General features: G+C 63.7%; 26 protein-coding genes and 1 tRNA gene. 10 read left to right on the top strand and 17 right to left on the bottom strand.

All coding sequences use genetic code 11. From position 1 onward, the window contains the following. Positions 1-106: 106 nt before the first annotated feature. From NKH97_RS27605 to leuD, 4 genes are all read right to left on the bottom strand, one after another. The gene (locus NKH97_RS27605; RefSeq protein ID WP_352555955.1) at positions 107-457 is read right to left on the bottom strand and encodes a VOC family protein; all 351 of its coding nucleotides are present in this window, start codon (positions 455-457) and stop codon (positions 107-109) included. A gap of 13 nt (positions 458-470) precedes the next feature. Next, on the bottom strand, positions 471-854 hold the full coding sequence (locus tag NKH97_RS27610) for a RidA family protein (RefSeq protein WP_352723110.1): 384 nt from the start codon (positions 852-854) through the stop codon (positions 471-473). Between the two features lie 312 nt (positions 855-1,166). Continuing rightward, positions 1,167-2,096 carry an Ivy family c-type lysozyme inhibitor gene (locus tag NKH97_RS27615; protein WP_352612521.1) on the bottom strand — a complete coding sequence of 310 codons (930 nt, stop codon included), beginning with the start codon at positions 2,094-2,096 and terminating at the stop codon, positions 1,167-1,169. 84 nt (positions 2,097-2,180) lie between these two features. Next, positions 2,181-2,786, bottom strand: coding sequence for a 3-isopropylmalate dehydratase small subunit (gene leuD / locus NKH97_RS27620; RefSeq protein ID WP_127329306.1), 606 nt, complete (start codon positions 2,784-2,786; stop codon positions 2,181-2,183). A gap of 127 nt (positions 2,787-2,913) precedes the next feature. On the opposite strand from leuD, the gene NKH97_RS27625 reads away from it, so the two are divergent. Further along, entirely contained in the window at positions 2,914-3,339 is a 426-nt protein-coding gene (locus NKH97_RS27625; protein WP_352799185.1) for a GNAT family N-acetyltransferase, read from the top strand. Between the two features lie 223 nt (positions 3,340-3,562). Here NKH97_RS27625 and NKH97_RS27630 read toward each other — a convergent pair whose 3' ends face one another. The 4 genes from NKH97_RS27630 to NKH97_RS27645 are packed head-to-tail and all read right to left on the bottom strand — an operon-like array spanning position 3,563 to position 8,585. Then, a complete protein-coding gene (locus tag NKH97_RS27630; RefSeq protein ID WP_352612523.1) occupies positions 3,563-4,729 on the bottom strand; it encodes an NAD(P)/FAD-dependent oxidoreductase in 1,167 nt (388 codons plus the stop codon). 29 nt (positions 4,730-4,758) lie between these two features. Next, entirely contained in the window at positions 4,759-6,360 is a 1,602-nt protein-coding gene (locus tag NKH97_RS27635; RefSeq protein WP_352799186.1) for an ATP-binding protein, read from the bottom strand. Further along, entirely contained in the window at positions 6,351-7,043 is a 693-nt protein-coding gene (locus tag NKH97_RS27640) for a response regulator transcription factor (RefSeq protein WP_023810896.1), read from the bottom strand. The genes NKH97_RS27635 and NKH97_RS27640 overlap by 10 nt, the downstream gene beginning before the upstream one ends. 3 nt (positions 7,044-7,046) lie before the next feature. Then, positions 7,047-8,585, bottom strand: a complete 1,539-nt coding sequence (locus NKH97_RS27645) for a DUF4153 domain-containing protein (RefSeq protein WP_352799187.1) — start codon at positions 8,583-8,585, stop codon at positions 7,047-7,049. Positions 8,586-9,111: 526 nt separating this feature from the next. Here NKH97_RS27645 and NKH97_RS27650 point away from each other — a divergent pair. Beyond that, complete coding sequence (locus tag NKH97_RS27650; RefSeq protein ID WP_352442389.1) at positions 9,112-10,002, top strand: HpcH/HpaI aldolase/citrate lyase family protein; 891 nt, start codon at positions 9,112-9,114, stop codon at positions 10,000-10,002. A gap of 51 nt (positions 10,003-10,053) precedes the next feature. After that, entirely contained in the window at positions 10,054-10,260 is a 207-nt protein-coding gene (locus tag NKH97_RS27655; RefSeq protein WP_013528780.1) for a DUF1737 domain-containing protein, read from the top strand. Here NKH97_RS27655 and NKH97_RS27660 read toward each other — a convergent pair. Beyond that, positions 10,247-10,933 (bottom strand): hypothetical protein, encoded by a 687-nt coding sequence (locus tag NKH97_RS27660; RefSeq protein WP_352612530.1) that lies wholly within the window; start codon positions 10,931-10,933, stop codon positions 10,247-10,249. The two genes, NKH97_RS27655 and NKH97_RS27660, sit on opposite strands and share 14 nt — an antisense overlap. Positions 10,934-11,108: 175 nt before the next feature. Between NKH97_RS27660 and NKH97_RS27665 the strand changes: the two genes are divergently transcribed. Next, a complete protein-coding gene (locus NKH97_RS27665) occupies positions 11,109-11,795 on the top strand; it encodes a TetR/AcrR family transcriptional regulator (RefSeq protein WP_352799188.1) in 687 nt (228 codons plus the stop codon). Between the two features lie 31 nt (positions 11,796-11,826). Here the strand turns inward: NKH97_RS27665 and NKH97_RS27670 are convergent, their stop codons facing one another. Next, the gene (locus NKH97_RS27670) at positions 11,827-12,249 is read right to left on the bottom strand and encodes a metallopeptidase family protein (RefSeq protein WP_023763026.1); all 423 of its coding nucleotides are present in this window, start codon (positions 12,247-12,249) and stop codon (positions 11,827-11,829) included. A gap of 183 nt (positions 12,250-12,432) precedes the next feature. On the opposite strand from NKH97_RS27670, the gene NKH97_RS27675 reads away from it, so the two are divergent. The 3 genes from NKH97_RS27675 to NKH97_RS27685 are packed head-to-tail and all read left to right on the top strand — an operon-like array spanning position 12,433 to position 18,246. After that, positions 12,433-13,485: an ImuA family protein gene (locus tag NKH97_RS27675; RefSeq protein ID WP_023810892.1), complete on the top strand. Its 1,053-nt coding sequence runs from the start codon at positions 12,433-12,435 to the stop codon at positions 13,483-13,485. Then, complete coding sequence (locus NKH97_RS27680; RefSeq protein ID WP_352799189.1) at positions 13,427-14,902, top strand: DUF6504 family protein; 1,476 nt, start codon at positions 13,427-13,429, stop codon at positions 14,900-14,902. The genes NKH97_RS27675 and NKH97_RS27680 overlap by 59 nt, the downstream gene beginning before the upstream one ends. Next, positions 14,899-18,246, top strand: a complete 3,348-nt coding sequence (locus NKH97_RS27685; RefSeq protein WP_352799190.1) for an error-prone DNA polymerase — start codon at positions 14,899-14,901, stop codon at positions 18,244-18,246. The genes NKH97_RS27680 and NKH97_RS27685 overlap by 4 nt, the downstream gene beginning before the upstream one ends. A 224-nt stretch (positions 18,247-18,470) precedes the next feature. On the opposite strand, the gene NKH97_RS27690 is transcribed toward NKH97_RS27685, so the two are convergent. From NKH97_RS27690 to NKH97_RS27705, 4 genes are all read right to left on the bottom strand, one after another. Further along, positions 18,471-18,713, bottom strand: a complete 243-nt coding sequence (locus NKH97_RS27690) for a Trm112 family protein (RefSeq protein WP_127261272.1) — start codon at positions 18,711-18,713, stop codon at positions 18,471-18,473. Positions 18,714-18,910: 197 nt separating this feature from the next. Then, entirely contained in the window at positions 18,911-19,582 is a 672-nt protein-coding gene (locus NKH97_RS27695; protein ID WP_023810888.1) for an LON peptidase substrate-binding domain-containing protein, read from the bottom strand. A gap of 103 nt (positions 19,583-19,685) precedes the next feature. Then, complete coding sequence (gene trxA / locus NKH97_RS27700; RefSeq protein ID WP_352799191.1) at positions 19,686-20,687, bottom strand: thioredoxin; 1,002 nt, start codon at positions 20,685-20,687, stop codon at positions 19,686-19,688. Positions 20,688-20,771: 84 nt separating this feature from the next. Beyond that, positions 20,772-21,269, bottom strand: coding sequence for a prolyl-tRNA synthetase associated domain-containing protein (locus NKH97_RS27705; protein WP_023810886.1), 498 nt, complete (start codon positions 21,267-21,269; stop codon positions 20,772-20,774). 245 nt (positions 21,270-21,514) lie between these two features. On the opposite strand from NKH97_RS27705, the gene NKH97_RS27710 reads away from it, so the two are divergent. Both NKH97_RS27710 and NKH97_RS27715 read left to right on the top strand, forming a co-directional pair. Next, a tRNA-Gly gene (locus NKH97_RS27710) sits at positions 21,515-21,589 on the top strand. 176 nt (positions 21,590-21,765) lie between these two features. Then, a complete protein-coding gene (locus NKH97_RS27715; protein ID WP_352799192.1) occupies positions 21,766-22,329 on the top strand; it encodes a type 1 glutamine amidotransferase domain-containing protein in 564 nt (187 codons plus the stop codon). Between the two features lie 62 nt (positions 22,330-22,391). On the opposite strand, the gene NKH97_RS27720 is transcribed toward NKH97_RS27715, so the two are convergent. Together NKH97_RS27720 and NKH97_RS27725 are read right to left on the bottom strand one after the other, a co-directional pair. Then, positions 22,392-22,898, bottom strand: coding sequence for a SapC family protein (locus NKH97_RS27720; protein ID WP_352799193.1), 507 nt, complete (start codon positions 22,896-22,898; stop codon positions 22,392-22,394). Continuing rightward, positions 22,823-23,176, bottom strand: a complete 354-nt coding sequence (locus NKH97_RS27725; RefSeq protein WP_352799194.1) for a SapC family protein — start codon at positions 23,174-23,176, stop codon at positions 22,823-22,825. The genes NKH97_RS27720 and NKH97_RS27725 overlap by 76 nt, the downstream gene beginning before the upstream one ends. Before the next feature lie 262 nt (positions 23,177-23,438). On the opposite strand from NKH97_RS27725, the gene NKH97_RS27730 reads away from it, so the two are divergent. Next, positions 23,439-23,804 carry a DUF6916 family protein gene (locus NKH97_RS27730; RefSeq protein ID WP_352799195.1) on the top strand — a complete coding sequence of 122 codons (366 nt, stop codon included), beginning with the start codon at positions 23,439-23,441 and terminating at the stop codon, positions 23,802-23,804. Positions 23,805-23,839: 35 nt separating this feature from the next. On the opposite strand, the gene NKH97_RS27735 is transcribed toward NKH97_RS27730, so the two are convergent. Further along, complete coding sequence (locus NKH97_RS27735; protein ID WP_352799196.1) at positions 23,840-24,442, bottom strand: GNAT family N-acetyltransferase; 603 nt, start codon at positions 24,440-24,442, stop codon at positions 23,840-23,842. Positions 24,443-24,445 lie beyond the last annotated feature (3 nt).

Raw genomic sequence — 24,445 nt, forward strand, 5'->3', positions numbered from 1 at the left:
AATGCAAAAGCACGCGATGCGCGCAACGAGTTCGTAATTGCAACTTGACACCCCAGATAGTCGCTCTCCCCCACATTCGTGGGGGTGAGGAACCCAGGCTAAACCTTCACCGATGCGAGAGAATGTTGACCAGCCGGCCGAACGGATCGCGGACATAGAAGCGGCGCACGCCCCACGGTTCGTCGGCCGGTCCGTATTCGATGGCGAAGCCCGCCGTCTTCATGGCGCCGAGCGCCGCATCGACATCATCGACCTCGATCGAAAGATCCGGCACCGGCGTTTCGGAGCCGCCTTGCGCCATGAAACTGACCTGGACATCCATCTTTGCTTGCGAGCCGTAGGTGGCGATCCAGCCAAGGTCCATAAGCACATCGAGGCCGAGGACATCCTGATAGAAACGCTTGGCCGCAGTGGCATCCGATGTCTCGATATTGGCAACGATGCGCCGGACTTTCATCGTCGGTCGCCTTTCAAGCCGTGCGCCGCAGCGCCGTTACCTCGATCTCGATCTTCATTTCCGGTTTGTTGAGCTGGCAGACGATCATCGTCGCCGCCGGCCTGATATCGCCGAACGTCTCGCCCAGAATCGGGAAGACGATGTCCACGAAGGCCTGGTCGGTGATGTAGTAATGCGCCCGCACCACGTCGGCCATGTCGAAACCGCCATCCTGCAGCGCCTTGGCAATCGTCGCCAGGCAATTGCGCGTCTGCGCCTCCACCGGCTCCGGCATCGTCATCGTCGCATAGTCGTAACCGGTCGTTCCGGAGACGAAACACCAGTCGCCCTGCACCACGGCGCGCGAATAGCCGGCGGTCTTTTCGAAGGGGGAACCGGTGGAGATGAGTTTTCGCATGGGGTTCTCGTGAGTTGTGGTGGGCCATTTTGCAGGGAAAGGGCAGATCTGACCATGGGTCAACGCAGAGCGACTGGCGCTGCAAAGGCATTTTTATGTCGGCGGGACAGCACCCCCCTCTGGCCTGCCGGCCATCTCCCCCGCAAGGAGGGAGATCGGATGTCTCGAATGCTTTCGCCAGTTACAAACGGTGCAGAGATAGGCAGAGCGGCCAAGCTGCCGATCTCCCCCCTTGCGGGGGAGATGCCCGGCAGGGCAGAGGGGGGTGTGAAGGATCGCGGCGAAACAGTTTTTGGTCCACCGCCGAAATGCCTAGTTCGCAGACCCCAGCGCCTTGTCCAACGCCGCCTTCACATCGGCCGGCCATGTCGCCACATCAGGCCACGCCTGCGGCTTGCCATTGTCGCCGCGGCGCGCAAAATAGAGCCTTTGCTTGGCCGGGTCGACCGCCATGAAGCCGTCATTGCCGCCGCAATCATGCGGCACGCAGCCGCTGGCGTAGAAGGCGCCCGAAGCGGTCTTTTCCGTGCCGCCGCCGACCAGCAGGCTGGTCGCCATATCGGGCATGTCCTTGCCCAGCAGCTTTTCGGCTTCCTTGTAGACAGCCTCATTGTGGAAAGCGTCGATGATGTTCTGGTACTTTTCCGGATCGATGTCTTTCCAGTCCGTGCCGGGTTCCGGCATGTAGGTCAGATTGCCCGAAATCGTCAGCCCATCGGTCGGCGACCATTGCAAAGCCGGTTTCTCATCCCCCGGCAACAGATACGGCACGAAATAGATGGCATTGTCGGACACCGCCGAGGGCGGGGCGCCGCACTGGTCCTGCTCGACCATTGTGCTCTGGATCGTGCCACCTTCCGGTTTCCAGACGATCACCGTCGCCGGCCCGCATTGGTTGCCGCCGTCGCCGACATCGAACAGCGCCACCTTGACGCCGCCGACTTCCACGATCCTGTCAAAGAAGACGTCATAGTTGGTGGCCAGCTGCTGGCCGTCATAGGCAAGCACCTTCTCGCCATACTGTTCCTTCTGGGTGATGGTCAGCGTGCCGCCTTCGAAAGGGACGGGCGCCTGCTTGTCGTCATCGGCAGCGTCGGCGGCGTTCGTCCCCTGATCGGCGGACGGCTGGTCCGTCGCCGGGGCCGGCTGGTTGGCGGGTGCCTGTGTCTGCGCAAACGCGCTCACGGTTTGCCCCAGCAACAAGGCCAGCCCGCAAACGCCGGCAAGAAGCAAACGTGTCATGACTGTCCCTCCACTCAGTCGCAACGAACCCGGCGCAACGAAGGCCTGAAAAGCGGCCGGGCCTCCGCCTGGAGTGTGTACCGCTCAGGCCCAGGGGCGCTGTTCGGCGTTGCGCTTCTCGAACGAGGCGATGGCGCCGGCCTTCTCCATGGTCAGGCCGATGTCGTCGAGCCCGTTGAGCAGGCAGTGCCGCTTGAAATCGTCAAGGTCGAAGGTGACGACACCGCCGTCGGGACCACGGATTTCCTTGGATTCGAGGTCGACCGACACGGTGGCATTGGAGCCGCGCGAGGCGTCGTCCATCAGCTTCTCGAGATCCTCGGGGCTGACGGTGATCGGCAGGATGCCATTCTTGAAGCAGTTGTTGTAGAAAATGTCGGCGAACGAGGTCGAGATGACGCAGCGAATGCCGAAGTCGAGCAGCGCCCACGGTGCGTGCTCGCGGCTGGAACCGCAGCCGAAATTGTCGCCGGCAACCAGGATCTGCGCCTTGCGGTAGGCCGGCTTGTTGAGCACGAAATCCGGGTTTTCCGAGCCGTCATCCTTGTAGCGCATTTCGGCGAACAGGCCGGTGCCGAGCCCGGTGCGCTTGATCGTCTTGAGGTAATCCTTCGGGATGATCATGTCGGTGTCGACATTGACGATCGGCATCGGAGCGGCGACGCCGGTGAGCTTGGTGAACTTTTCCATGGCTTTTGCCCGTGTTTTCGTTGCGGGGGGATTGCTGAGGCACGGTTTACACAAAGCCGGCGGCAAATAAAAGGCAACTGTTCGTGCACGGTGGCACAAGCCAGCCCGATGGTGCAGTCTGGCGGACATGGCAGAAAACGCACACGTCCTCTATAACAGCGAAGCCGCGCTCGACATCGCCGAATTCCGTCGCGTGCTGGTCGAATCCGGCCTCGGCGAGACACGGCCGGTCGATGATGAAGCACGGCTGCGGGCGATGCTGTCGGGCGCCAACCTGGTACTGACCGCGCGCCTCGACGTCGAGGGCAAGCCGCTGATCGGCGTTATCAGGGCGATCACCGACTTCTCCTGGGTCTGCTACATCTCCGAACTCGCCGTTTCCCGATCGGCGCAGGGGCTCGGCATAGGCAAGGGCCTGATGGACGAGGCGCGCCGGCAGCTTGGATCGTCGGTCGCCATCAGCCTGATCTCCATGCCCGACGCCGTCGGCTTCTACGAACGTATCGGCATGAAGCGCATGGCCGACGCCTTCTGGTTCGACCGCAAGGGCTGACGTGCGGTCACCTGACTTGCAACGGCTAGCGGGACAGCACCCCCCTCTGTCCTGCCGGACATCTCCCCCGCAAGGGGGGAGATTGAGCGCTCAACCGCTTTCGCCAATTCCTGCGTTGCAGGAAAGAGCAAGGCGCTGAAGCTGCCGATCTCCCTTCTTGCGGGGGAGATGGCCGGCAGGCCAGAGGGGGGAACTCGACAGAACGGCGGTCTGCGCTGATCGCTCAAATCACATTCAATTCCCGGAACGCCCTTCCCTCCGCCACCCGCTCATACCCAAACGCCGAGCAGTCCACCGTGCGGTAGCCACCATGCACGATCAGTTCGGCCAGCGCCTTGCCGACCGCCGGCGCCTGCTGCAGGCCGTGGCCGGAGAATCCGTTGGCGAAGATGAAATTGCCGACTTCGGGATGCGGACCGATCACCGCGTTCTGGTCGAGCGTGTTGTAGTCGTAGTGGCCGGCCCAGGCGCGGGTCGGCTTGATTGCCTCGAAGGCGGGAATGCGGGTCGCCAGCACCGGCCAGATTACCTCTTCGAACAGCGGCCAGCTTACCTCGAAGTCACCGGGATCGGGTGCGCGGTCGCCTTCCTCCGGTTCGGCGCCGCCGGTGAGGTAGACCGAGCCTTCCGGACGAACATAGATGCCGGAGGGATCGACCAGCAGCGGCATGTCGGCATATTTCTCGCGCGCCTCGAAGACGAAGACATTGCGCTTGCGCGGCTCGACCGGGAGTTCAAGCCCGGCCATGGCAGCCACCTTGCCGGCGTTCGGGCCGGCGGCGTTGACGACGATGCCGGCCTTCAGCGTCTCGCCATTGCCGAGGCTCACTCCCGTGACGCGGTTGCCATCGCGCGCGATGCTGGTGACATCGGCGGCGATGAAATCGACTTTCTTCTGCCGCAGCGCCTTTCGGAACAGCGTCAGCATCGCATGCGCGTCGAACCAGCCTTCGCCGGTGCGGCCATAGGCGCCGGCTGAAATGCCCTCGGTCGACAGCCACGGGAACCGGCGCGTAAGCTGGTCGGCATCCTCGAGCACGATGTCGGCGCCCTCCGCGATCTGCGCCTCGTGATTGCTCTTGAGGATCGGCAAGCCGTCCTCGCCGGCAAGGATGAGGTAGCCGCCCTCGCGAAAGCCGATATCGGCATCATCCCCGAACTCTTCCTTCAGCCGCCGGAACAGTTTTAGCGTGAACTGCGACAGGCGGATGTTTTCCGGGATCGAGAATTGCTGGCGGATCGAAGCCATGGACAGCGTCGTTGCCGCATGCGCGAATTGCGGATCACGCTCGACCAGCGCGATCGTGCCGGAAAACCCTTGCTCACGCAGGTAATAGGCGACCGAGGAGCCGACGATGGCTCCACCGATGATGACGATGTCGTAGCGCATTTTTTCTCCGATCCGGCCGATGGTGTCCGTCACGCCACCGGCACAATGATCTCGAAGCGCGTGCCGCGTTCGCTGTCAACCAGCGCGATCATACCATCATGCGCTTTCAGGAGGGCCAGCACGATGCCGAGCCCCATGCCGGTGCCGCCCTGTTCGCGCCGCGTGGTGAAGAACGGCTCGAAAATGCGCGCCCGATTGCTCGGCGAAATGCCGGCGCCGTCGTCGCTGACCAGGATGCTCGCCTTGCCGTCGGCGCTCGTAGCGGAGACAGAAACCGCCGTCGCGCCGTGCCTGGCCGAATTGTCGATGAGATTGGCCAGCACGATAGCCGCGTTCTCGGCCGATATGCGCAATCTGATGTCGCCGCCGGCTCCGACGCAAACCGCCAGCCTGTTGTCGACGGGCAGCAGCGCCAGCGCCGCACCGATCGATGTGCTTTCGCCGCTCGGCGCCAGGTTTTCGGCACGCGCTAGGTCGAGCAGACGGCGAACCAGCAGATTGAGCCGCCCGGCGTCGGTGACGATATTGTCGGAAAAGCGCCGCCGCTCCGTATCGTCCATAGCGCCACCGGAATCGCGCAGCAGTTCGGCCGCGCCCTGGATCGCTGTCAGCGGCGATTTGAGCTCGTGCGAGACATGGGTGGCGAAAGTCTGGATGCTGTCCGACCGCGCCTGAAGCTTTTCGGCCATGTCGAGAAAGGCTGCGGACAGCTCCGCCATCTCTCGCGTGCCGTGATGGTCGAGCGGCCGGATCGCCGTGCGGTCGCCGGCGGCGATGCGCTCGGTGCGGTCGATCAGCGCATAGATCGGCCGGCTGACGGTGCGCAGGAAGATGAGACCGATGAGCAGCGTGCCGCCGAGAATGGCAATCGCCGCCAACGTCACCTTGCCGCGTTCGCCATAGAGATGTTTGATGATGTTGTTGGGCGTCCGCGACACATAGACGACGCCGGCGACCTTGCCGTCGACGGCGACCGGCAAAGCGACGAAGACCCGCACCTTGGTGCCGCGGCTGACCGAATAGAGCGGTGGCGTCGGCTGGTCGGGAATGCGCAGCCTGAGCGCGCTGGCATAGTGACCGGCAAGCGCTGTGCGCACCTCCTCGGCCGCACCGAGCGACTGGCCGACCTCGCCACGACCGGCGATGACGACGCCCCGGGGATCGAGCAGCCGGAAGCCGGCCAGCGTGGTTTTCTGCGTGGCGTCGAGAATACCGGACAGACGGGTACCGATCGCGGCAAAGGTGGGATCGACGATCGCAGGCATCGCCGCCGGCCGGGTCGGCAGCACATAATCCGAGGCAAGATCGAGTTGCGGCTCGATTGGCCTGTAGAGCGGGTCCGGATTGTCGCTTCGGCTTGAAGCTCCGCTTGGCCTCGGCATCGGCGCGCCGAGCTTGTCCGCCGCAATACCGGCGTCACGCACATCCTGCGCATAGATGGCGGCGATGGCCGCCCCTTGCGCGATCAGCTCCGCTTCGGTCTGGCGGATCAGCTGGTTCTCGTAGAGACGGAAGAAGAACAAGCCGACCAATGGCAGGGCCATCACCATGATCAGGATGGCGACGACGACCGTGGCAAGCCGTGGCCGCCATTTGCGGCCGACCCATTTGCCGGAAGTCGTCAGCCGCATCGGCCGAGCCGGAAGCCGACGCCATGCACCGTCTCGATAACATCCAGGCAACCCACTGCTGCCAGCTTGGCGCGGATGTTGCGGATATGGCTGTCGACGGTGCGGCCGGCGACATGGATGTTGCCGGCATAGGCACTGGCCATCACCGCGTCTCGGTCGAGCACATGCGCCGGCCGCGCCAGGAACCCCTTCAGGATCGAGAACTCTATTCCTGTCAACGATAGCGCCTTGCCGTCGAAGCTGGCAGCGTGACTGGCCGGCGCCAGAGCCAGTTTGCCATGCGAAAACTGCCTGTTGTCGACCGGTTCGGGCGCCGCCGGGCGGGCGCGCCGCAGGATGACGTTGACGCGGGCGACCAGCTCGCGCGGGCTGAATGGTTTCGTTACATAGTCGTCGCCGCCCATTTCGAGCCCGAGGATGCGGTCGATCTCCTCGTCGCGCGCGGACAGGAACAGCACCGGCACATCGGATGTGTGCCGCAGTCGCCGGCAGACCTCCAGCCCGTCCATCTCCGGCATGCCGATGTCGAGCACGACAAGATCCGGCGCCCGGCGTCCGATCGCTTGCAGGGCGGCGGCACCGTCGGCCACCCCTGTCGTTTTCATGCCGGCCTTTTCCAGCGCAAAGCAGATCACTTCGCGGATGTGCGGGTCATCGTCGGCGACGAGGATGTGATGCGGCATGGATCAGCGGCCCGGCATGGAAGGTTCGATAGCGGAGGGAATCACGAACGGCCCCTTGGTGTCGAGATATCGAAGCAGCCGCCAGTCGCGAAAGCTCCAGGCCCGCCAGTTCTGCTGGATAGTTCGATACCAGATTTCATCACTGCCGCGCACGCCAGCCAGTTCGCGGTCCGTGCCGGCGGCCGCCGTCTTGCCCTGCTGCTCGAGGAACCGATCGAGTGCGGGAAACGCGCCCGGACCGAGCGAGTGAAGATACCAGGCGTCTAGGGGAATGCCCTGGCCGGTCATTTCGAGGGAATGGTCGACATTGTAGTTGGCGATCGTCGCTGCAAAATTGATGAAACAGCCGGCATAAAGCGCCAGAGATAACGTCAGAAGATTGGCGGACAGCAGCCATTCGTTGGATTTTCTAAGCGCGATGCGGGCAATGATCAGGGCAAGGCCTGCTCCCACCAGCCCCATCCAGACAAAGGCGGCGACGCGCCAGTAGGTCAATGCATAGATGCCGACATAGAGGTCGAGCCGCAGGATCGACGAGATGACCAGCATGATGTTCTGCACCACCCAGGCATAGACCAGGCGGCGGATGAGCGGATCGGCCGATGTCTCGCTGCCTGGCCGCAGCGCTGCCAGCACGAAGACGGCGGCAAGCAGCGCAGTGACCATCAAGGGATAGGCGCCACGATGCGCGTAGGCCGCGTAGCTCAGCCCGTCGGGAAGGGCCGCCCCGCCCCACAGATAGGTGGCGTCGAGCGCCGTCTGCAGCGCAAACAGGACGTTGAAGACGATCAGGGCGCGCAGGATGGCGGCCTTGCCGAACAGGATGTCTTCGATGGTGGTGACGGTTTTGTCGGCTTGAGCGCTGACGGCCGGCGCCGCGTGCGGGATGCGACGAACCAGGCGCGGCAGGCGCGGCCGCAGAAAAGCCCAGACAGCAGCTAGCACGAACAGCCAGAAGGCAATCCGCGCCAGTTGGATAAGATCGAGCAGCCTCACGAGGTCGATCAGCGACAGCCAGTAGTCGATCACCGGATTGGCGGCGCCGAACAGCGCCAGGAAGACCGCACCCAGCGTCAGCGGCATCACCCAGACGGCGATCGCCGCCAGCCGGATGCGCCGTCGGCCGAACCGGCGCGCCGTCTTGCGCCAGCGGATGAAATCGTTGGCGAAGCGGAACGGCGCCGCCAGCCCGAACAGCGCGATCTGGCCGGCAATACGCGCGATGCTGTGCCGCAGCCGCCCGCTCAGCGAAAGCGCAAAGACGGTCAGCGCCGCCAGCGCGATCGAGACCGACAAGGCACTGATGTTCTCGGCGAGCGGCAGCAGCGCGACAAGCAGGGCGGCGGGCTTGAGCCAGACCCTGCCGTCGCTGAAGGCTGCGGGATGCACGGCGACCACCGCGGCGGCAATCAGGGTGGCAAACAGGAAAACCGTGATGCCGGCGGGTTGGCCATAAAAGAGAGAATCCGCAAGTGCTGCCAGCAGGATGGCGACCCCGAAGCGGGTGCAATAGCCTGGCGCGGCGGTGAAGAAGGATATCATGACCTGGCCTTCCTGATGGCGTCCGGCCGGATTGCCGGCGGGGTTCTGCGGACAAAGGGAATGAGGATCGCCGTGGCGTTCGCGCGCGGCGATCGGCCAGCCACCAGCCTTCGCTGCGCAGCCGGTGAGGCAGGAACCAATAGGGTTTTGCTCGCTTTTGCATGCCGCCTGTTTGTCAGGCCGACGGGGAAAGGGTGGGGCGGATGCGAGGAGGTTTTCCGCAGGCATGTGCAGTTTTCGTGCAGGCAATTGAGGTTGAATTCGCCATCTTTCTAACGTGGGCGCTGCCCCTCGCCTGCCTGCCGGCATCCTCTCCCCGTAAACGGGGCGAGGGATGCTCTTATCTCCGGTTTCGCCAATCTCCAGCGTCGCAAGAAAGGCGCCGGCGTTCCGGCCAGCTACTCTCGCCCCGTTTACGGGGATGTCCGGCAGGACGGTGAGGGGCAGCACCAGCTTTCGCGATTGGCTCGCCTCAGGTACAAGTCGGGCGCTTGCCTCGACCGCCCGCAGGCGGCATAGATCACCCATGGAAACCTATCGCCCGCGCCGCTCCGTGCTCTACATCCCGGCCTCCAATGACAAGGCCTTGGCCAAGATCGCGCAGCTTGCCTGCGACGCAATCATCATCGACCTGGAAGACGCCGTCGCTCCGGCCGACAAGATCACTGCCCGCGAAAAACTGGCCAGCATTTTCGCCGGCCATCCCGTTGCCAGCCATATTGGCAGACGCTGCGAGATGATCGTGCGCATCAATGCGATATCAAGCGAATGGGGCGCCGACGACCTGCTGGCTGCCGCAAGCTGTGAGCCCGACGGCATCCTTCTGCCCAAGGTCGACACGCCGCGCGACCTGCTCGAGGCCGGCGATGTGCTTGACGACAATTTTGTCCCCGATAGCGTGAAACTATGGGCGATGATCGAGACGCCCAAGGCGCTGCTCAACATCGGCGCCATCGCCGAGCTTGGCCGTGATCCGGCCTCGCGGCTAAATTGTTTCGTTGCCGGAACGAATGATCTGGTCAAGGAGACCGGCATTCTGGCAACGCCTGATCGACGCTACCTCGTGCCATGGCTGATGCAGATGGTGCTGGCCGCGCGCGCCGGCGGCATCGACATGCTCGACGGCGTCTCCAACGATTTTCGTGACCTCGACGCTTTCACACATGAATGCGCGGAAGCCGCAGCCATGGGGTTCGACGGCAAGAGCCTTATCCACCCGGCCCAGATCGAAGCCGCGAACCGAGCCTTTGCGCCGTCCATGGAAGCGGTGGCCGAGGCGCGCTCGGTGAAGGAAGCCTTCGCGCTGCCGGAAAATGCCGGCAAGGGCGTGATCGCGCTGAACGGCAGGATGGTCGAGCGGCTGCACTTGGCGCAGGCCGAAAAACTGCTGGCGAAGGCAGCCGCCATCGGGTCATAAATGCTCGATGGATGCGGGCGAGCTATAGCTACTCACGACAGGAATTGAACAATGAAACTCTACCGCTTTCTGTCCGCTCCGGACGATGCCAGCTTCTGCCACAAGGTGACGGCGGCGCTGAACAAGGGCTGGCACCTGTTCGGCTCGCCGACCTATGCCTACGACAAGAAGGCCAAAGCGATGCGTTGCGGCCAGGCCGTGGTCAAGGATATAGACGGCCAGGAATACGGACCCGATACGAAGCTCAGCGACTGGTAGGCTCCGCTCGCATCCACAGCCAGCCGGCCAGCCAGGCGATGGCTGCCGCAAGCGTCACCAGGCCCAGGTCAAGAGCCCACTCCGGCACGAACGCACGGAGCGCGATAGGCACCGCGCCAATGAAATAGAGGGCGAGTGGAATGCGCGGAACGCCTCTTGCAACGACAAGAGAGATTACAAACGCAAGTGTCCCAAGCAGAAAAAGGAACGAACTGACGACCAAAGCCAGTCCGAGAGGGCCGGCGCGCAGCTCGATGATGGTTGTCAGCGGAAGTTTCGAAAATACCAGATTGATCACCACTTCCACACCGACCAAACTTGCCAGTGCAACGAAGTTGATGACAAACGCGATGGTGCCGAACAGGCCCGCGCGCCGGCCAAACGCAAGAAACAGGCCGACGACAAGACCAAGCGCCAATATCTCGGCGACCGGTGCGAGAAGTTGCGTCAGATCGGTGGTCGCGATGAGCGAGCTGCGTTTGGCCGCGTTGACCAGGAGAATAAGCGCGCTTCCGACGCCGGCCGCGGAGGCAAGCCGATAAAGCGTAGCGCTGGGCACAGCCGCGCTCGACTGGATGGTCGTGGAATTCTCTTTGCGCTGAGGTTCTTCGGCTGAACTCCTCAGCGAAATGAGCGATTGCGGACGGCGGGGTTCGGCGGTTCTGGCAAGCATCTTCGTTTCCTCATCCGGGAAAACGGGAGCCGCGAAGACCGCAGGCCTGTTCCGATCCCATCTGTAATCACTGCTTACATGCTCTTGCCTGCATTGTAAACAGTGATTACATAAATCGCGGATCGTGCTACAGATGCGTGAGGCAGGCCTCCGGAACGAAAACGAAGGAGAAGAGATGGCAAACGCCAAGACGCCTCACCGCACCGGCTACCACCATGGCCATTTGCGGGACACGTTGATCGATGCTGCAATTAAACTTGTCGAGGAAGGCGGCCCCGACAATGTAAGCGTGCGCGAAGCCGCAAAGCGGGCCGGCGTTTCCCCCGGCGCCCCCTTCCGGCATTTTCAGTCGAAAACAGCGCTGCTGACCGCGGTCGCCGAACAGGCCATGAACCGGCTGACAGAGGCCGTTGCCAATGCACTTTCAGCAGTCGACAGCGCGGATCCCATCGTGGCCTTCGAAGCAATCGGACAAGGCTATCTGGAATGGGCGATCGCCAATCCCACGCATTTCCAGATCATCAGTTCCCGAACCCTGATTGATTTCGACGCGTCGGACAGTCTTCGCGGTCAGAATGAGGCCATTCGCCGGAAGATGATCGACCTGCTGACCCAAGCGCAACACCAGGGTCAACTGGCTGCGAACGCGGATTTCGATCATCTGGTTCTTGCCGCTCGTGCCTTTGTCTATGGGTTGGCACGAATGGTGGTTGATGGTCATTTTCCGGAGTGGCATCCGTCCGAGCCGCCATCGCTCGCCGTGCGCAAGGCGCTGCATCTTTTCATCAGCCGAATGACCAACCTATCTGAAGCGGGATCCCAGAAACCCTTGCCGCCGCTGGGTTCTGGACCGACTGGATAGGAATGGACATTTCACGCGACGCAGGAACCAGCTATTCCGCCGCCTCTTCGATCTTCTCCATATCATCGTCCGACAGGCCGAAATGGTGGCCGATCTCGTGGATCAGCACGTGGGTGACGATGTCGCCCAGCGTCTCTTCGTTCTCGGACCAGTAGTCGAGGATGGCGCGGCGGTAGAGCGTGATCCGGTTCGGGCCTTCGCCGGTCTGCGGGTTCCAGCGCTCGGCGATGCCGCGTCCCTCAAACAGGCCGAGCAGGTCGAACGGCGTCTCCAACGACAGATCGTCCATGATCTCGTCGGTCGGGAACTCGGCGATCTGGATGACGATCTCGCCGGTCAGCTTGCGAAAATCCTCCGGCAGATGGGCGTACGCCTCCAGCGCCAGGAACTCCATTTCGTCCATCGAGGGCGAGAGTTCGTCGTGCCAGGTGCGGGTCTTGTAGATGCGGGCCATGCTTTGTCCTTTGATCCCGGCATATAGGCTTTCGCACCGTAATCGGCAAATGACACGGGCCGATGCGCCTGCGCCATCCGCGCGGAGAGGAATAAATTCCCCATGTGTCTGCTTGACTCTTGAGATGCGCTCTGGAATCTATAGGGAACATAACAGGAACAATGTGAGTGGAAGCTGACCGTCATGGCGATGACCGCCGTGGCGCGGGAGACTGTTTTTGCCCTGCGCCGCCAGATCGCGAAAATCGAGGGAACGCTGCCCGAGCGCTTGGCTGCGCCGGCCGCCGCGCCCTTTGATGCCGACGTCAACACCGATCTCACAATCGTCCGGCGTGGCATTGCCGCGGCGTTGCCGGATGCGTTCCTGCCTATTGGCGTCGAGCGCCTCGACGCCGCCCTGAGCGGCGGCCTGCCGAAGGCCGCCCTGAGCGAAATCCATGGCACGCAAACCCGCGATGCCGGGGCCGTCGCCGGCTTCGCTTTGTCGCTCACAAGCCTGATCCTCAAGCAAACGCCGGGGCTGCCGGTGCTGTGGATAGGCACATCGGAGATCTTTCGCGAGGCCGGCTTTCCCTATGCCAGGGGGCTTCACGCCTCGTTCGGCATCGAGCCGGAGCAATTGCTGTTTTCCGAGGCACCGAGACTTGTCGATGCGCTGTGGGTCGCCGAGGAGGCGGCCCGGATGACGGCGCTCGCCGCGGTCATCCTCGAAATTCGCGGCAATCCGCAGCGGCTTGACCTGACCGCGACACGCCGGCTGCATGCAAGGGCGCAAGCGGCCGGCCGCCCGGTGTTCCTGCTGCGGCAGGCGGCCGAGCCCGAACCGACGGCGGCACCCGTCCGCCTCATCGTCACGTCGGCACCGGCGGTGCCGCGCGACACCATCGCCGGGCCGCTGGCCGGCTCGATCGGCCGCCCGGCCTTCACCCTCACCATCGGCAAGAGCCGCACGGCCCTGCCTGGACAATTCACACTGGAGTGGAACCCCGATGAATGCGCATTCGACGAAAGAGCGGGCGACGAAAGAGCGGGCGACGAAGGAGCAGGTGGGGGAAGAAACCGGCCAAAGAATCCTGTCCCTGTGGTTTCCCTATCTGGCGGCGGAAAGGGTCCTGCGCCAGCGTCTGGGGCGGTCCTGGCGTTCCCGGCCGTCGGATCACCCATCTCACCCGCCGCTCGTGATCAGCCATCGCGACCGCAACGCACAGCGCATCTCGGCCCTCGACGAGCGGGCTGAGGCGCTGCACCTGAAGCGCGACATGGGCATCGCCGATGCGCGCGCCATGCATCCGTCGATCGACATCGTCGAGGCCGATCCGGAAGCCGACCGCCGCCTGCTCGAAGGCCTTGCCGACTGGTGCGACCGCTACACCCCGCTGGTGGCGCTGGATGGCGCGGACGGCCTGTTTCTCGACGTCACCGGCTGCACCCATCTGTTCGGCGGCGAACGTGCCATGCTGGACGACATCCTGTCGCGCTTCTTCCATCAGGGTTTCGATGTCCGTGCCGGGCTTGCCGCGACGCCGGGCGCGGCCTGGGCGGCGGCACGGTTTTGCGGCGACCGCATCGTTGTGTCAGGCGAGGAGGAAGCGCTGCTGGCACCCCTGCCGCTGGCCGCATTGCGCATCGAACCGGCGACCCGCACCAGCCTGGAAAGCGTCGGCCTGCGCACGGCGGGCGCCGTCATGGCGGCACCGCGCGCGCCGCTCGCCCGCCGCTTTGGCGCCTTGCTGCTCCTGCGCCTCGATCAGGCGCTTGGCCGCCTCGACGAGGCAGTCTCGCCGCGCCTTCCCGTCGCGCCGCTTTCGGTCGAACGCCACCTCGCCGAACCCATCACCCTGACCGAGGACATCGAACGGCTGGTGGGCATGCTGGCGGCGACCTTGAAAATCGATCTCGAGCGCCGCGGCGAGGGTGCCAGGACACTGGCGCTGCTGCTCTTTCGGGTCGACGGCGCCGTCAGCCGCATCGCGCTCGGCACCTCGCGGCCGATGCGCGAACCCATGCTGATCCAGAAACTGTTCCATGAGCGGCTGGCCGCGCTCGAACAGGATATCGATGCCGGTTATGGCTTCGACTTGGTGCGGCTTTCGGTGCTGGCGGCAGCCACCTTCGACATGCAGCAGGCCGATCTGACTGGCGAAACGGCCGACGACGGTGCCGACATCGCGCTGTTCGCCGACCGCATCCGCGCCCGGCTCGGCGAGGGCGCGGTTCTCCGGCCGGTCGCGGTCGAAAGCCATCTGCCGGAGCGCGCCGTCGCCACGATCCCCTTCACCGAAGCGCCACGCCGGACCACGCCGCCGAAAAAGCCCGGCAGGCTGCAGGCACCACAAACCATCTTTCCGCCGGAACGGCCGATCCGGCTGTTCCGCTCGCCCGAACCCATCGATGTGCCGGCCACTGAAATGCCGGAAGGACCACCGCTGAACTTCCGCTGGCGCCGCGCGCTCTACCGGGTCACGCGTGCCGAAGGGCCGGAACGCATCGCCGCCGAATGGTGGCGCGAGGCAGCGAGCGACCCGATCACGTCAACCCGCGACTACTTCCGTATCGAGGACGCCGATGGTCGCCGCTATTGGCTTTACCGGCAAGGTCTTTACGGCAACACGCAGGTCCCGCCGCGCTGGTTCATGCATGGTGTCTTCGCATGAACGCGCTGACCGTCATCCCCTATGCCGAGTTCGGCATCCAGTCGAATTTCTCCTTCCTGCGCGGCGCCTCCAAGCCGGAGGAGCTGGTGGTCGCGGCCAAGCTCCTGGGCTTCTCGGCGATCGGGCTTGCCGACCGCAACACGGTGGCCGGCGTGGTTCGCGCCTGGCAGCAGGCCAAGGTCGAAAAACTCTCCTATCACCCCGGCTGCCGGCTGGTTTTCGGCGACGGCACGCCGGACATCCTCGCCTATCCCCAGGACCGCAAGGGCTGGGGACATCTCTGCCGCATGCTCACCCAAGCCAATCTGCGCGACGAGAACGAAAAAGGCGCCACCCTTCTGCAGCGCGGCGACCTTCTCGAATGGGGTGACCTGATGTCGCTGGCGGTCCTGCCCGGTCTGTCGGCGGGCGCGCAGGACGGTCTCGCCTTGCTTCGGCTGCTCAAGGATCGTTTCGGCAGAAATCTCCGTCTGGCCGTTTCGCCCGACTACGCCGGCAATGACCGTTTCCGCATCGAGCAGGCCGCGGCGCTTGCCGAGAGCGTCGGTATTCCGCTGATGGCGACCAACGACGTTCTCTACCACACGGCCGAACGGCGCCCGCTGCAGGACGTGCTGACCGCGATCCGCCTCAACACGCCCGTCGCCGAGGTCGGGCTGCAACTCAGCGCCAATGCCGAGCGCCATCTGAAGCTGCCAATGGAGATGACGCGCCTGTTCCGCAGGCATCCGCAAGCATTGGCCGAGACCTTGCGGTTTGCGCAAGAGCTGACTTTTTCGCTCAGCGACCTCCAGTACAATTACCCCGATGAGCCGACGGAATCGGGTCTTGGCCCACAGGCTGAACTGGAGCGGCTGGCTCGGGAGGGAGCGGCCAACCGCTATCCGGCGGGTGTGCCGGATTCGGTGATCAAGCGCATCCAGGAAGAGCTCACTCTCATCGAGCGCCTCAACTACGCTCGCTATTTCCTGACCGTCTACGACATCATCAAATTCGCCCGTGGCCAGGGCATTCTCTGCCAAGGACGTGGTTCGGCCGCCAATTCGGTCATCTGCTTCTGCATCGGCATCACCGAAGTCGGACCCGACAAGATCGATACGCTCTTCGAGCGCTTCATTTCCGAGGAGAGGAACGAGCCGCCGGATATCGACGTCGACTTCGAGCATGAGCGACGCGAAGAGGTGATGCAATACATCTATACGAAATACAGCGGCAAGCGCACAGCACTTGCCGCCGCCGTCATCAGCTATCGCGGCCGGTCGGCGCTGCGCGAAGTGTCGAAGGCAATGGGTCTGTCCGACGATATCAGGACGTCCCTTTCCGGCTCGATCTGGGGCTGGTCGACCTCGGAGCTCGGCGAGAAGGAAGCCCGCGCCGGCGGCCTCGACCGCACCGATCCGGTGTCTCGGCATGTGATGGAACGCGCCAACGAGATCATGGGGTTTCCCCGCCATTTGTCGCAGCATGTCGGCGGCTTCGTCATCACAAGGGACCGGCTCGATGAGATCGTGCCCATCGTCAAGACGGCGATGGACCAGCGCAAGATGGTGGAGTGGGACAAGGATGATCTCGACGCAGTGAAAATCCTGAAAGTGGACGTGCTGGCGCTCGGCATGCTGACCTGCCTGCAACGCGCCTTCACCTTGCTCACTGAGCATTATCCAAAGGCGAGGGACCCGTATGGGCAGCCCTATGTGCTGGCCACCCTGCCGCCGGAGGACAAGCAGGTCTACAAGATGATCTGCCGCGCCGACACGCTCGGCGTCTTCCAGATCGAATCGCGCGCCCAGATGTCAATGCTGCCGCGCCTTGAGCCGAAAACCTTTTATGACCTTGTCATCGAGGTGGCGATCGTGCGGCCGGGCCCGATCCAGGGCGACATGGTCCACCCCTATCTGCGCCGCCGGCAAGGCAAGGAGCAGGCCGAGTATCAAAAGCCGGAGCTGGAGGCGATCCTCAGCAAGACGCTTGGTGTGCCGCTGTTCCAAGAACAGGCGATGAAGATCGCCATCGTTGCTGGCGGCTTCAAGCCGGGCGAGGCCGATGAACTGCGCCGTGCCATGGCCACCTTCAAGCGCACCGGCACCATCGGCAATTATCGTCGCCGCATGATCGAAGGCATGGTCGACAAAGGCTACACGAAGGACTTCGCCGAGCGCTGTTTCAAGCAGATCGAGGGCTTTGGCGAATATGGCTTTCCCGAAAGCCATGCCGCTTCCTTCGCCCTGCTCGTCTATGCCTCCTGCTGGTTCAAGACCTTCTATCCCGACGTGTTCTGCGCCGCGATCCTGAATTCACAGCCGATGGGGTTTTACCAGCCGGCCCAGTTGGTGCGCGACGCAAGCGACCATGGCGTCGACATTCGCGACGTCGACGTCAATTTTTCGGTGTGGGATTGTACGCTGGAAAAGGCGCCGTTCGATCCGGCCCGTATCCTCCCGTGCCATGCCGAAATGCGCGGCGTCATCGAGACGAAGCATGCCGTCCGGCTCGGCTTCCGCCAGATCAAGGGCCTGTCGAAGGAGCGCATGGCGGCCTTCGTCGAACGGCGCGGCTCAGGCTACGGATCCGTCCGGGATGTCTGGCTGCGCTCCGGCCTCGATGTCGGCGAGATCGAGCGGCTGGCGCAGGCCGATGCCTTCCGCTCGCTCGGCCTTGATCGTCGCGAAGCCTTGTGGGCGGTGCGCGCGCTCGACGGCAAGAGCGCCGCCGAAAGGCTGCCTCTGTTCGACCAGCCGGCGCTTCGCCTGCGCGAGCTGGAACCCGAGACGAAGCTGCCGAAAATGCCGCTCGGCGAGCATGTCATCCACGATTACCGCGCGCTTGGCCTGTCGCTGAAGGCGCATCCGGTCGCCTTCCTGCGCGAGCGGCTCGACCGCGCCGGCGTCATCCCCAATGCGAACCTGCCTTCCGTGCGCGATGGCAGGCGCGTCTCCGTCGCCGGCCTCGTGCTGGTGCGGCAGCGTCCTGGCAAGGGGAACGCGATCTTCCTGACGCTGGAGGACGACAAGGCGGTGGCCAACGTCATCTTCTGGCAAAGAACCTTCGACCGTTACCGGCCGATCGTCATGGGCGCCCGGTTCGTCAAGGTCACCGGAAAATTGCAGTCTGAATCGGGCGTGGTCCACATCGTCGCCGAGAGGATCGAGGATCTGACGCCCTGGCTGACCGTACTTCTGGAGAAGGTCAGCGGGGCCGAACCAGCGGTTCCTCCGAGAGACCTCGCCAAGGAGCGTTCGGATCACTCCAGCCCCGCCAAACAAAGCGCACCGATCCGGCAGGATCTCGCAACGCTGTCCGAAGAAGCGGAAAGGGTCATGCCCAAGGGGCGGAATTTTCAGTAGTGTCAAAAACTTCGATGGCAGCGGGACAGCACCCCCCTCTGTCCTGCCGGACATCTCCCCCGCAAGGAGGGAGATTGGCAGCTTTGGCGCTTTCGCACATTCCAGCAACCGTGGAGATTAGCGAAAGCCGAGACTACATCCAATCTCCCCCCTTGCGGGGGAGATGGCCGGTAGGCCAGAGGGGGTGCTGTCCCGCCCACCTCACCAGCCTGTGGTGCAAGAACTCAGCCCGGCCCACCCAAGCGTGGCGGCGGCGGGGCGAGCACGTCCTCCACCGAAAGCGTCCGCGCCTCGGAGGGCAGCATGATCGGGATGCCGTCACGCACCGGATAGGCAATCTTGGCGACCCTGGAAATCAGTTCGCCGCGCTCTGGATCCCATGCCAGCGGCCCCTTGGTCAGCGGGCAGGCCAGCAGCTCCAGCAGCTTGGGATCGACCTTCCTCTCGTCACGTCCGTCCGCCGCCATAAGATTCTCTTCCCAGCCAGTTGCGGGCCTAAGATGTGCCGAGATTCAGGTCAGGCCGAGTCGAAAATGGCTGATACCGAGAACCGGAGCGGAGCGTACTTTTCGTACGTGAGCTCAGTTCTACCGCAACGCGGTAGAACGGGGAAGCGCAGGAAGCCGCCACTTGCAGGCCGGTCTCACCTGAATATCGACACATCTTACTGCAAACTCGAGCCAAAGTCCTCATTCTCGCGCGCCAGCGCCATTTCGGTGATGGCGATCAGCGTCTCCGCCCGGGTCTTCAGGTCGGCTGCTTCGAGCAGCGCCTGTTTCTCGGCCGGCCCGTAGGGCGCCATCATCGACAGCGCATTGACCAGCATGGCATTTTCGGCGCGGCTGACGCTTTCCCAGTCGGCCTCCAAATCGTTGGCCTGCAGATAGGCGCGAAACGCCTTGAGCAGCGATGGCCGGTCGATCTCGTTGTCCGCCTGATCCTCGTCGAGATCGGCAAGGAAAGGCGCGGGCTTGCACTGGCGAAACGGCGTCTTGACCGTCAATTCGTGGGCGATGCGGAACCGGCACACGCCCTGCAGCGAAATCAGGTAGCGGCCGTCGCCACTCTCGGAAAAGGCGATGATGCGCCCGGCGCAACCGACATTGCAGAGCTCCGGCTCGCCATCGCCGCGCAAGGCGCCGTCGAGACTGGGCTGGATGACGCCGATGAGCCGCGAGCCGGCGATCGCCTCGTCCACCATCTGCAGATAGCGCGGCTCGAAGATGTTGAGCGGCATGCGGCCTCCCGGCAGCAAAAGCGCACCCTCGAGCGGAAAGATCGGGATCGTCGACGGCAAATCCTTGGCGAGCCGGTAATGCGCGTTTCCCGCTTGCACCATATTCCTCCGATCGCTTCACCAGAAGCGCATCATCGCAGTTCTAATCTGGCGCAGTCATGGCCGACGCCAAGCCCGTGCGGCAAAACAACCGGTAAACGGCTCAGGAAAACAGCAATGCCGACAATTTGCGGCGCGCGGCAAGCGTTGCCTCGTGGGTCATGCCCCATGCCTCGAACAGCTGCAGCAATTGCGTCCTGGCGCCATCCTCGTTCCAGCTTCGGTCGGCCTTGATGATGGCCAGCAGATTGTCTGCGGCCGCGGTGCGGTCGCCGTTGGCGTTCTGGATCATGGCCAGATCGAAGCGCGCCTGGTGATCCCCAGGATTTTCCTCCAGCCGGCGCTCGAACTCGGCTGGATTGCCGAGAGCTGCCGCCTGCGCCGCAACCGCCATCCTGGCCCGTAGGGCTGCCAGTGGCGGCGCATCCTTCTTGGCCTCCGGGGCTGTTGCCAAAAGCGCCTCGGCGCCTTCCGTGTCGCCGGCGTCGAACAACAGTTCGCCCAGTCCGGCGATCGCCTCGATCGTCTCCGGCGCCTGCGCCAGGATGGCGTCATAAATGTCGGCCGCGGTCTGCATGTCGCCGGCCTCGCGCGCTTCGGTCGCCGCTGCCAAGGCTTCCGCCACCGGCGGCGCGCCGTTGCCCTTGCCGCCGACCTTGGTGATGAATTCGTTGATCTGGCTCTCCGGGATGGCGCCCATGAAGCCATCGACCGGCTGGCCGTCCTTGAAGGCGATGACCGCCGGGATAGACTGGATGCCGAGCTGGCCGGCGATCGAGGGATGATCATCGATGTTCATCTTGACCAGCTTGACCCTGCCGCCGGCGGCCTTGACCGCCTTCTCCAACTGCGGCGTCAGTTGCTTGCAAGGCCCACACCAGGGCGCCCAGAAATCGACCAGCACCGGCTGGCGGCGCGATTCCTGGATGACATCGGCGGCAAAGGCAGCCGTCGTCGTGTCCTTGATCACATCGGCGGGAGCGGCGGGCGCATCGCCAAGCGCGACTTTCGCCGGCGCCGGCGCCGCTCCACCATACTGCACCGAGGTGGTGTACTGGCCGCCATTACCGCCAAAGGAGCCGCCGAACGGATTGTTGTCGCTCATCTCTTTACCCTTCCGTGGCGCCGCCGGCCGGCGGCCAGGCGCCCTATGCTTCAGACCATCTGACTCAAGCCATCCATGTGGCGATCACACGGAGACTTTCAAGATAGCAGCATCGTGCCCGGTTGCCTCGACGAATCTGATCAGGTCCCGCGCCGCGATCGATGTCGTCGCCTCATTGGTCAGCGGATGCCCATTGATCACCGCATGCTCCATCAAATCCTTGTCGAGCACGAGCTTGACCCTGTTTGCCGTGTCGTTGATGACGCCAAAGACCGTCACGGCGCCCGGTGTGACGCCGAGCAGCTCCATCAGCATCTCCGGCTTGCCGAAGGAGACCCGGCTGGCGGCGCCGATCACCTGGTGGATCTGCTTCAGGTCGACGACCGCGTCCTCGCCGACGGTGACCAGGAAGAAATTATCCTTCTTGTCCTTCAGGAACAGGTTCTTCGTGTGCCCGCCGGCGATTTCGCCGCGCAACGCCTGCGAATCCGCGACCGTGTAGAGCGGCGGATGGCGCTTCGTCGACGCGGCAATGCCGAGTTCGGCGAGAAAGGCCATCAAATCGGCTTCGGTCTTCGGCATCGGTTTCGTTCCGTTTCTCAAGCCAGCCGTTTACGGCCAATGGGGCAGCCGACACAAGACCGTCATGCGACATCATGGTGAGCGGCACCGCCCTTCGCGCTGGCGCCCCGCCGCCCGCCACTCACGCGCCCGCCGGCGGCTTGCCGGCCCCGCGCGGCGTGTCACAAAAAGCCTGTGATTTCCCTGTTGCAATCGCCGCGCTCTTCAGCCATATAGGCCCGGCTTGCGGCCAAGACGCCGTGCGAGCGGGTGTAGCTCAGGGGTAGAGCACAACCTTGCCAAGGTTGGGGTCGAGCGTTCGAATCGCTTCACCCGCTCCAGTTTCCTCCAGGGGACTAAGCATCGAAAAGCCGCGGAACTCCGCGGCTTTTTCGTTTTTGGGCTTGCCTGGCTAAGAGTTTCGGCGGAATTCCCCAGGAGTCACATAAAATTACAGCGAGGAACGGTTCCCGCCTCGCCTCGTTAGCGCTCCATCAACGCAACGATGGAGAAAGCCATGCAGGACATTTCCGGCAAGCACGTCGCTATCCTGGCGACGAACGGGTTCGAGCAATCCGAACTTGAGGTGCCGCTGAAGAAGCTGCGCGAGGCGGGCGCCAAGGTCGATGTCGTGTCGCTCGCAAGCGGCAAGATCAGAGGCTGGGATCTCAAGGACTGGGGCCGAGAAGTTCCCGTCGACAAGACTTTGGATGAGGCGCGAGCGGACGCCTATGACGCGATCGTCCTGCCCGGCGGGGTCATCAATCCCGATCTGCTGCGTGTCGAGCGAAAGGCCCTGGGCTTCATCGAATCGTTCTGGTCGGCCAAGAAGGTCGTCGGCGCGATCTGTCATGCGCCCTGGCTTCTCGTCGAGACAGGCATCGTAAGGGGTCGCCGGGTCACGTCTTACAAATCGATCAAGACCGATGTGATCAACGCCGGCGGTCTGTGGGAGGACAGCAAGGTCGTTACCGACCAGGGACTTGTCACCAGCCGCAACCCCGGCGATCTCGAGGCGTTCTGCGACAAGCTCGCCGAGGAGATCAGCGAAGGGCGGCACGACAGAAGGGTTGCTGCCTAGCCGGCTTGTCCGCCCGGACGCATCGATTGGAAGGTTACGCCGGGAAAACCGCAACGTTTTCCTCAGGCGCTCTTCGCCCCAGCCGCCTTCCGCAGCGACGCCTGATGCACCAGCGAGGTCCAGCTGTTGGTCGAGGCGAGGTGGCAATAGAGCAGGCCGAGCGCGCCGGATTTGCGCAGGTCGAGAAACGCCTCGTCGCTCAATCTGTTGAAGGCCGGCTCGTCGATCACCTGGAAATCGGTGAGGTTGAGCACCTCGCCGCCTTCCAGCGTCACCTTGCTCTGGCGCGGTGAAAACAGGCCGTGCGCATCGATCTTTTCGACCATCTCGCGGGTGGCTCTGAAGTCGATCTGGAACTGGTTGCAGAAGGCGAGCGCCTGTTTGGTCGCTTCGGTCGGCTCGTTGCCGGTGAAGAACGGCAGGATCTTGTCATCGCGGGACGGCGCCAGCAACTGGTCGACGACCCGGTCGCTGGCCCGTTCGACGCACAGCGTCAGCCGGCCGGCCGATGTCGGGTCTTCGGCCAGGATGAACCGGACATAGGGGGGATGTAGTGCGGCCCGGTCCATTTGCCGTCGGCATCGACGAACAGGTTCTCGTTCTGGCGCACGCCGGTGATGATCACCGGCGACTTGGCCGGGCCGATAAAGACGATCGGGTAGGATCGCATCGCCGCCGGCATTTCCGACGCGACCACCGGAATGGCGTGCGCGGAGCGGGCGAAGCCGAAGTCGCTGCGCGCGGTCAGGCCTAGCGAGCCGTGCCGCGCCGGATTGAGCGCCTCGGGCCTCGAATAGAACAGCGGCAACGCATCGCCCGTCCCGTTCGTCTTTGCATCCGCCATCATCCGTCTACCGCACGCCCATCAGGCTGCCAATGGTCCCGAAGCCGGGATCTATGCTTGTTTGCGCTGATCTTGGGTCGAAAGGAATCCCGCGCAGGAACAAAGTACTACAGCGTCTCTTGCGCGCATAAAAGGACAGGCGGTGCTGTATTTTGGGATGCGGCGGTCGATTGTCTTGGGGAACACGACCGCCGGCCTGCCCGCCTCTGGACAGCTTGCGGCGAAGCGGCGACAGTGCCTCCGCTGGAGCAATTCCAGGAAAAGTGTGGAGCGGTTTTCCCTTGGCAACTGCGAAGAAACAAAAGCCGGATCAGCGATCCGAACGCTGAACCGCTCCAGCGGACAGATTGAGGGAAACGGAATGGCGTCGGTGTCGGATTTCGAGCAGGGACAAACCTTCACCGTCGAAGCCGGGGGCCGGCAGATCCCGCTCGAACTGAGCGCGGTCAAGCCCATCGCCGCCAGCCCGCGCCCGGGTGGCGGTTTCTCGCTGCTGTTCAAAGGCCCGCGCGACATCGCGCTGCCGCAGGCGACCTATCTTTTCACGGGGGAAAGCGGCAGCCACGAGATCTTCATCGTGCCGGTCGCCGCCGATGCGACCGGGCGGCTGTACGAGGCGGTGTTCAACTAGAGGCTTGACGCAGGGAGGGTCTGATCGCTTCGAAATTAGCTGAAGCCTCTCCTCTTCGTTGGTGAGAGCCGCCGCTTGCGATGCTCGCCGTCACATACCAGCCCCGCCGCCCCCGGCGCACAGTCCATCAGGTCATAAACGCCCTTGTCCTCGACGACCGCGAAGCCCAGCGCGGCATAAAGCCGTCTCGCCGGATTGTGCTTCTCGACATGGATCGATGCTGATTTGCCGGCTAACCATGCCTCGTCGATGAGGTCACAGAGCAGTGCGGTGCCGTAGCCCTTGCGGCGATGATGCGGCAGGAAGGCAATGTCGATGATGCGGTGCTGGCTTGGCCAGCGCTCGACATAGAGGCGGCCGATGTCTTCGCTATCGCGTTCCACCACCAGCCAGTCGGCCTCGGGATAGTGTTTTCGGTAATGCGCATGCTGGGCCTGGAACTGCATGCCGAGGAATTCGGCCTTCTGCGCCTCGCTCCACGACGTCACTGCGAGTTCTTCGAAGCGGGTCGAGGCATAGAGCCGCGACAGGAACGGCAAATCCGCTTCCGTCGCAGCGCGGAAGCCGAGCCCGGCCGTGTCAGACCGGGGCCAGACCGGACGGGCCTGCTTCGCTTGCGCCACGCTGGCGTAAATCAACCG

Source organism: Mesorhizobium sp. M0870, assembly GCF_040319775.1.
Lineage (GTDB): Bacteria > Pseudomonadota > Alphaproteobacteria > Rhizobiales > Rhizobiaceae > Mesorhizobium.

Coding starts and splice junctions, on each gene's coding strand:
- NKH97_RS27605 (WP_352555955.1), bottom strand. CDS start 457: ATGAAAGTCCGGCGCATCGTTGCCAATATCGAGACATCGGATGCCACT.
- NKH97_RS27610 (WP_352723110.1), bottom strand. CDS start 854: ATGCGAAAACTCATCTCCACCGGTTCCCCCTTCGAAAAGACCGCCGGC.
- NKH97_RS27615 (WP_352612521.1), bottom strand. CDS start 2,096: ATGACACGTTTGCTTCTTGCCGGCGTTTGCGGGCTGGCCTTGTTGCTG.
- leuD (WP_127329306.1), bottom strand. CDS start 2,786: ATGGAAAAGTTCACCAAGCTCACCGGCGTCGCCGCTCCGATGCCGATC.
- NKH97_RS27625 (WP_352799185.1), top strand. CDS start 2,914: ATGGCAGAAAACGCACACGTCCTCTATAACAGCGAAGCCGCGCTCGAC.
- NKH97_RS27630 (WP_352612523.1), bottom strand. CDS start 4,729: ATGCGCTACGACATCGTCATCATCGGTGGAGCCATCGTCGGCTCCTCG.
- NKH97_RS27635 (WP_352799186.1), bottom strand. CDS start 6,360: ATGCGGCTGACGACTTCCGGCAAATGGGTCGGCCGCAAATGGCGGCCA.
- NKH97_RS27640 (WP_023810896.1), bottom strand. CDS start 7,043: ATGCCGCATCACATCCTCGTCGCCGACGATGACCCGCACATCCGCGAA.
- NKH97_RS27645 (WP_352799187.1), bottom strand. CDS start 8,585: ATGATATCCTTCTTCACCGCCGCGCCAGGCTATTGCACCCGCTTCGGG.
- NKH97_RS27650 (WP_352442389.1), top strand. CDS start 9,112: ATGGAAACCTATCGCCCGCGCCGCTCCGTGCTCTACATCCCGGCCTCC.
- NKH97_RS27655 (WP_013528780.1), top strand. CDS start 10,054: ATGAAACTCTACCGCTTTCTGTCCGCTCCGGACGATGCCAGCTTCTGC.
- NKH97_RS27660 (WP_352612530.1), bottom strand. CDS start 10,933: ATGCTTGCCAGAACCGCCGAACCCCGCCGTCCGCAATCGCTCATTTCG.
- NKH97_RS27665 (WP_352799188.1), top strand. CDS start 11,109: ATGGCAAACGCCAAGACGCCTCACCGCACCGGCTACCACCATGGCCAT.
- NKH97_RS27670 (WP_023763026.1), bottom strand. CDS start 12,249: ATGGCCCGCATCTACAAGACCCGCACCTGGCACGACGAACTCTCGCCC.
- NKH97_RS27675 (WP_023810892.1), top strand. CDS start 12,433: ATGGCGATGACCGCCGTGGCGCGGGAGACTGTTTTTGCCCTGCGCCGC.
- NKH97_RS27685 (WP_352799190.1), top strand. CDS start 14,899: ATGAACGCGCTGACCGTCATCCCCTATGCCGAGTTCGGCATCCAGTCG.
- NKH97_RS27690 (WP_127261272.1), bottom strand. CDS start 18,713: ATGGCGGCGGACGGACGTGACGAGAGGAAGGTCGATCCCAAGCTGCTG.
- trxA (WP_352799191.1), bottom strand. CDS start 20,687: ATGAGCGACAACAATCCGTTCGGCGGCTCCTTTGGCGGTAATGGCGGC.
- NKH97_RS27705 (WP_023810886.1), bottom strand. CDS start 21,269: ATGCCGAAGACCGAAGCCGATTTGATGGCCTTTCTCGCCGAACTCGGC.
- NKH97_RS27715 (WP_352799192.1), top strand. CDS start 21,766: ATGCAGGACATTTCCGGCAAGCACGTCGCTATCCTGGCGACGAACGGG.
- NKH97_RS27720 (WP_352799193.1), bottom strand. CDS start 22,898: ATGGACCGGGCCGCACTACATCCCCCCTATGTCCGGTTCATCCTGGCC.
- NKH97_RS27725 (WP_352799194.1), bottom strand. CDS start 23,176: ATGATGGCGGATGCAAAGACGAACGGGACGGGCGATGCGTTGCCGCTG.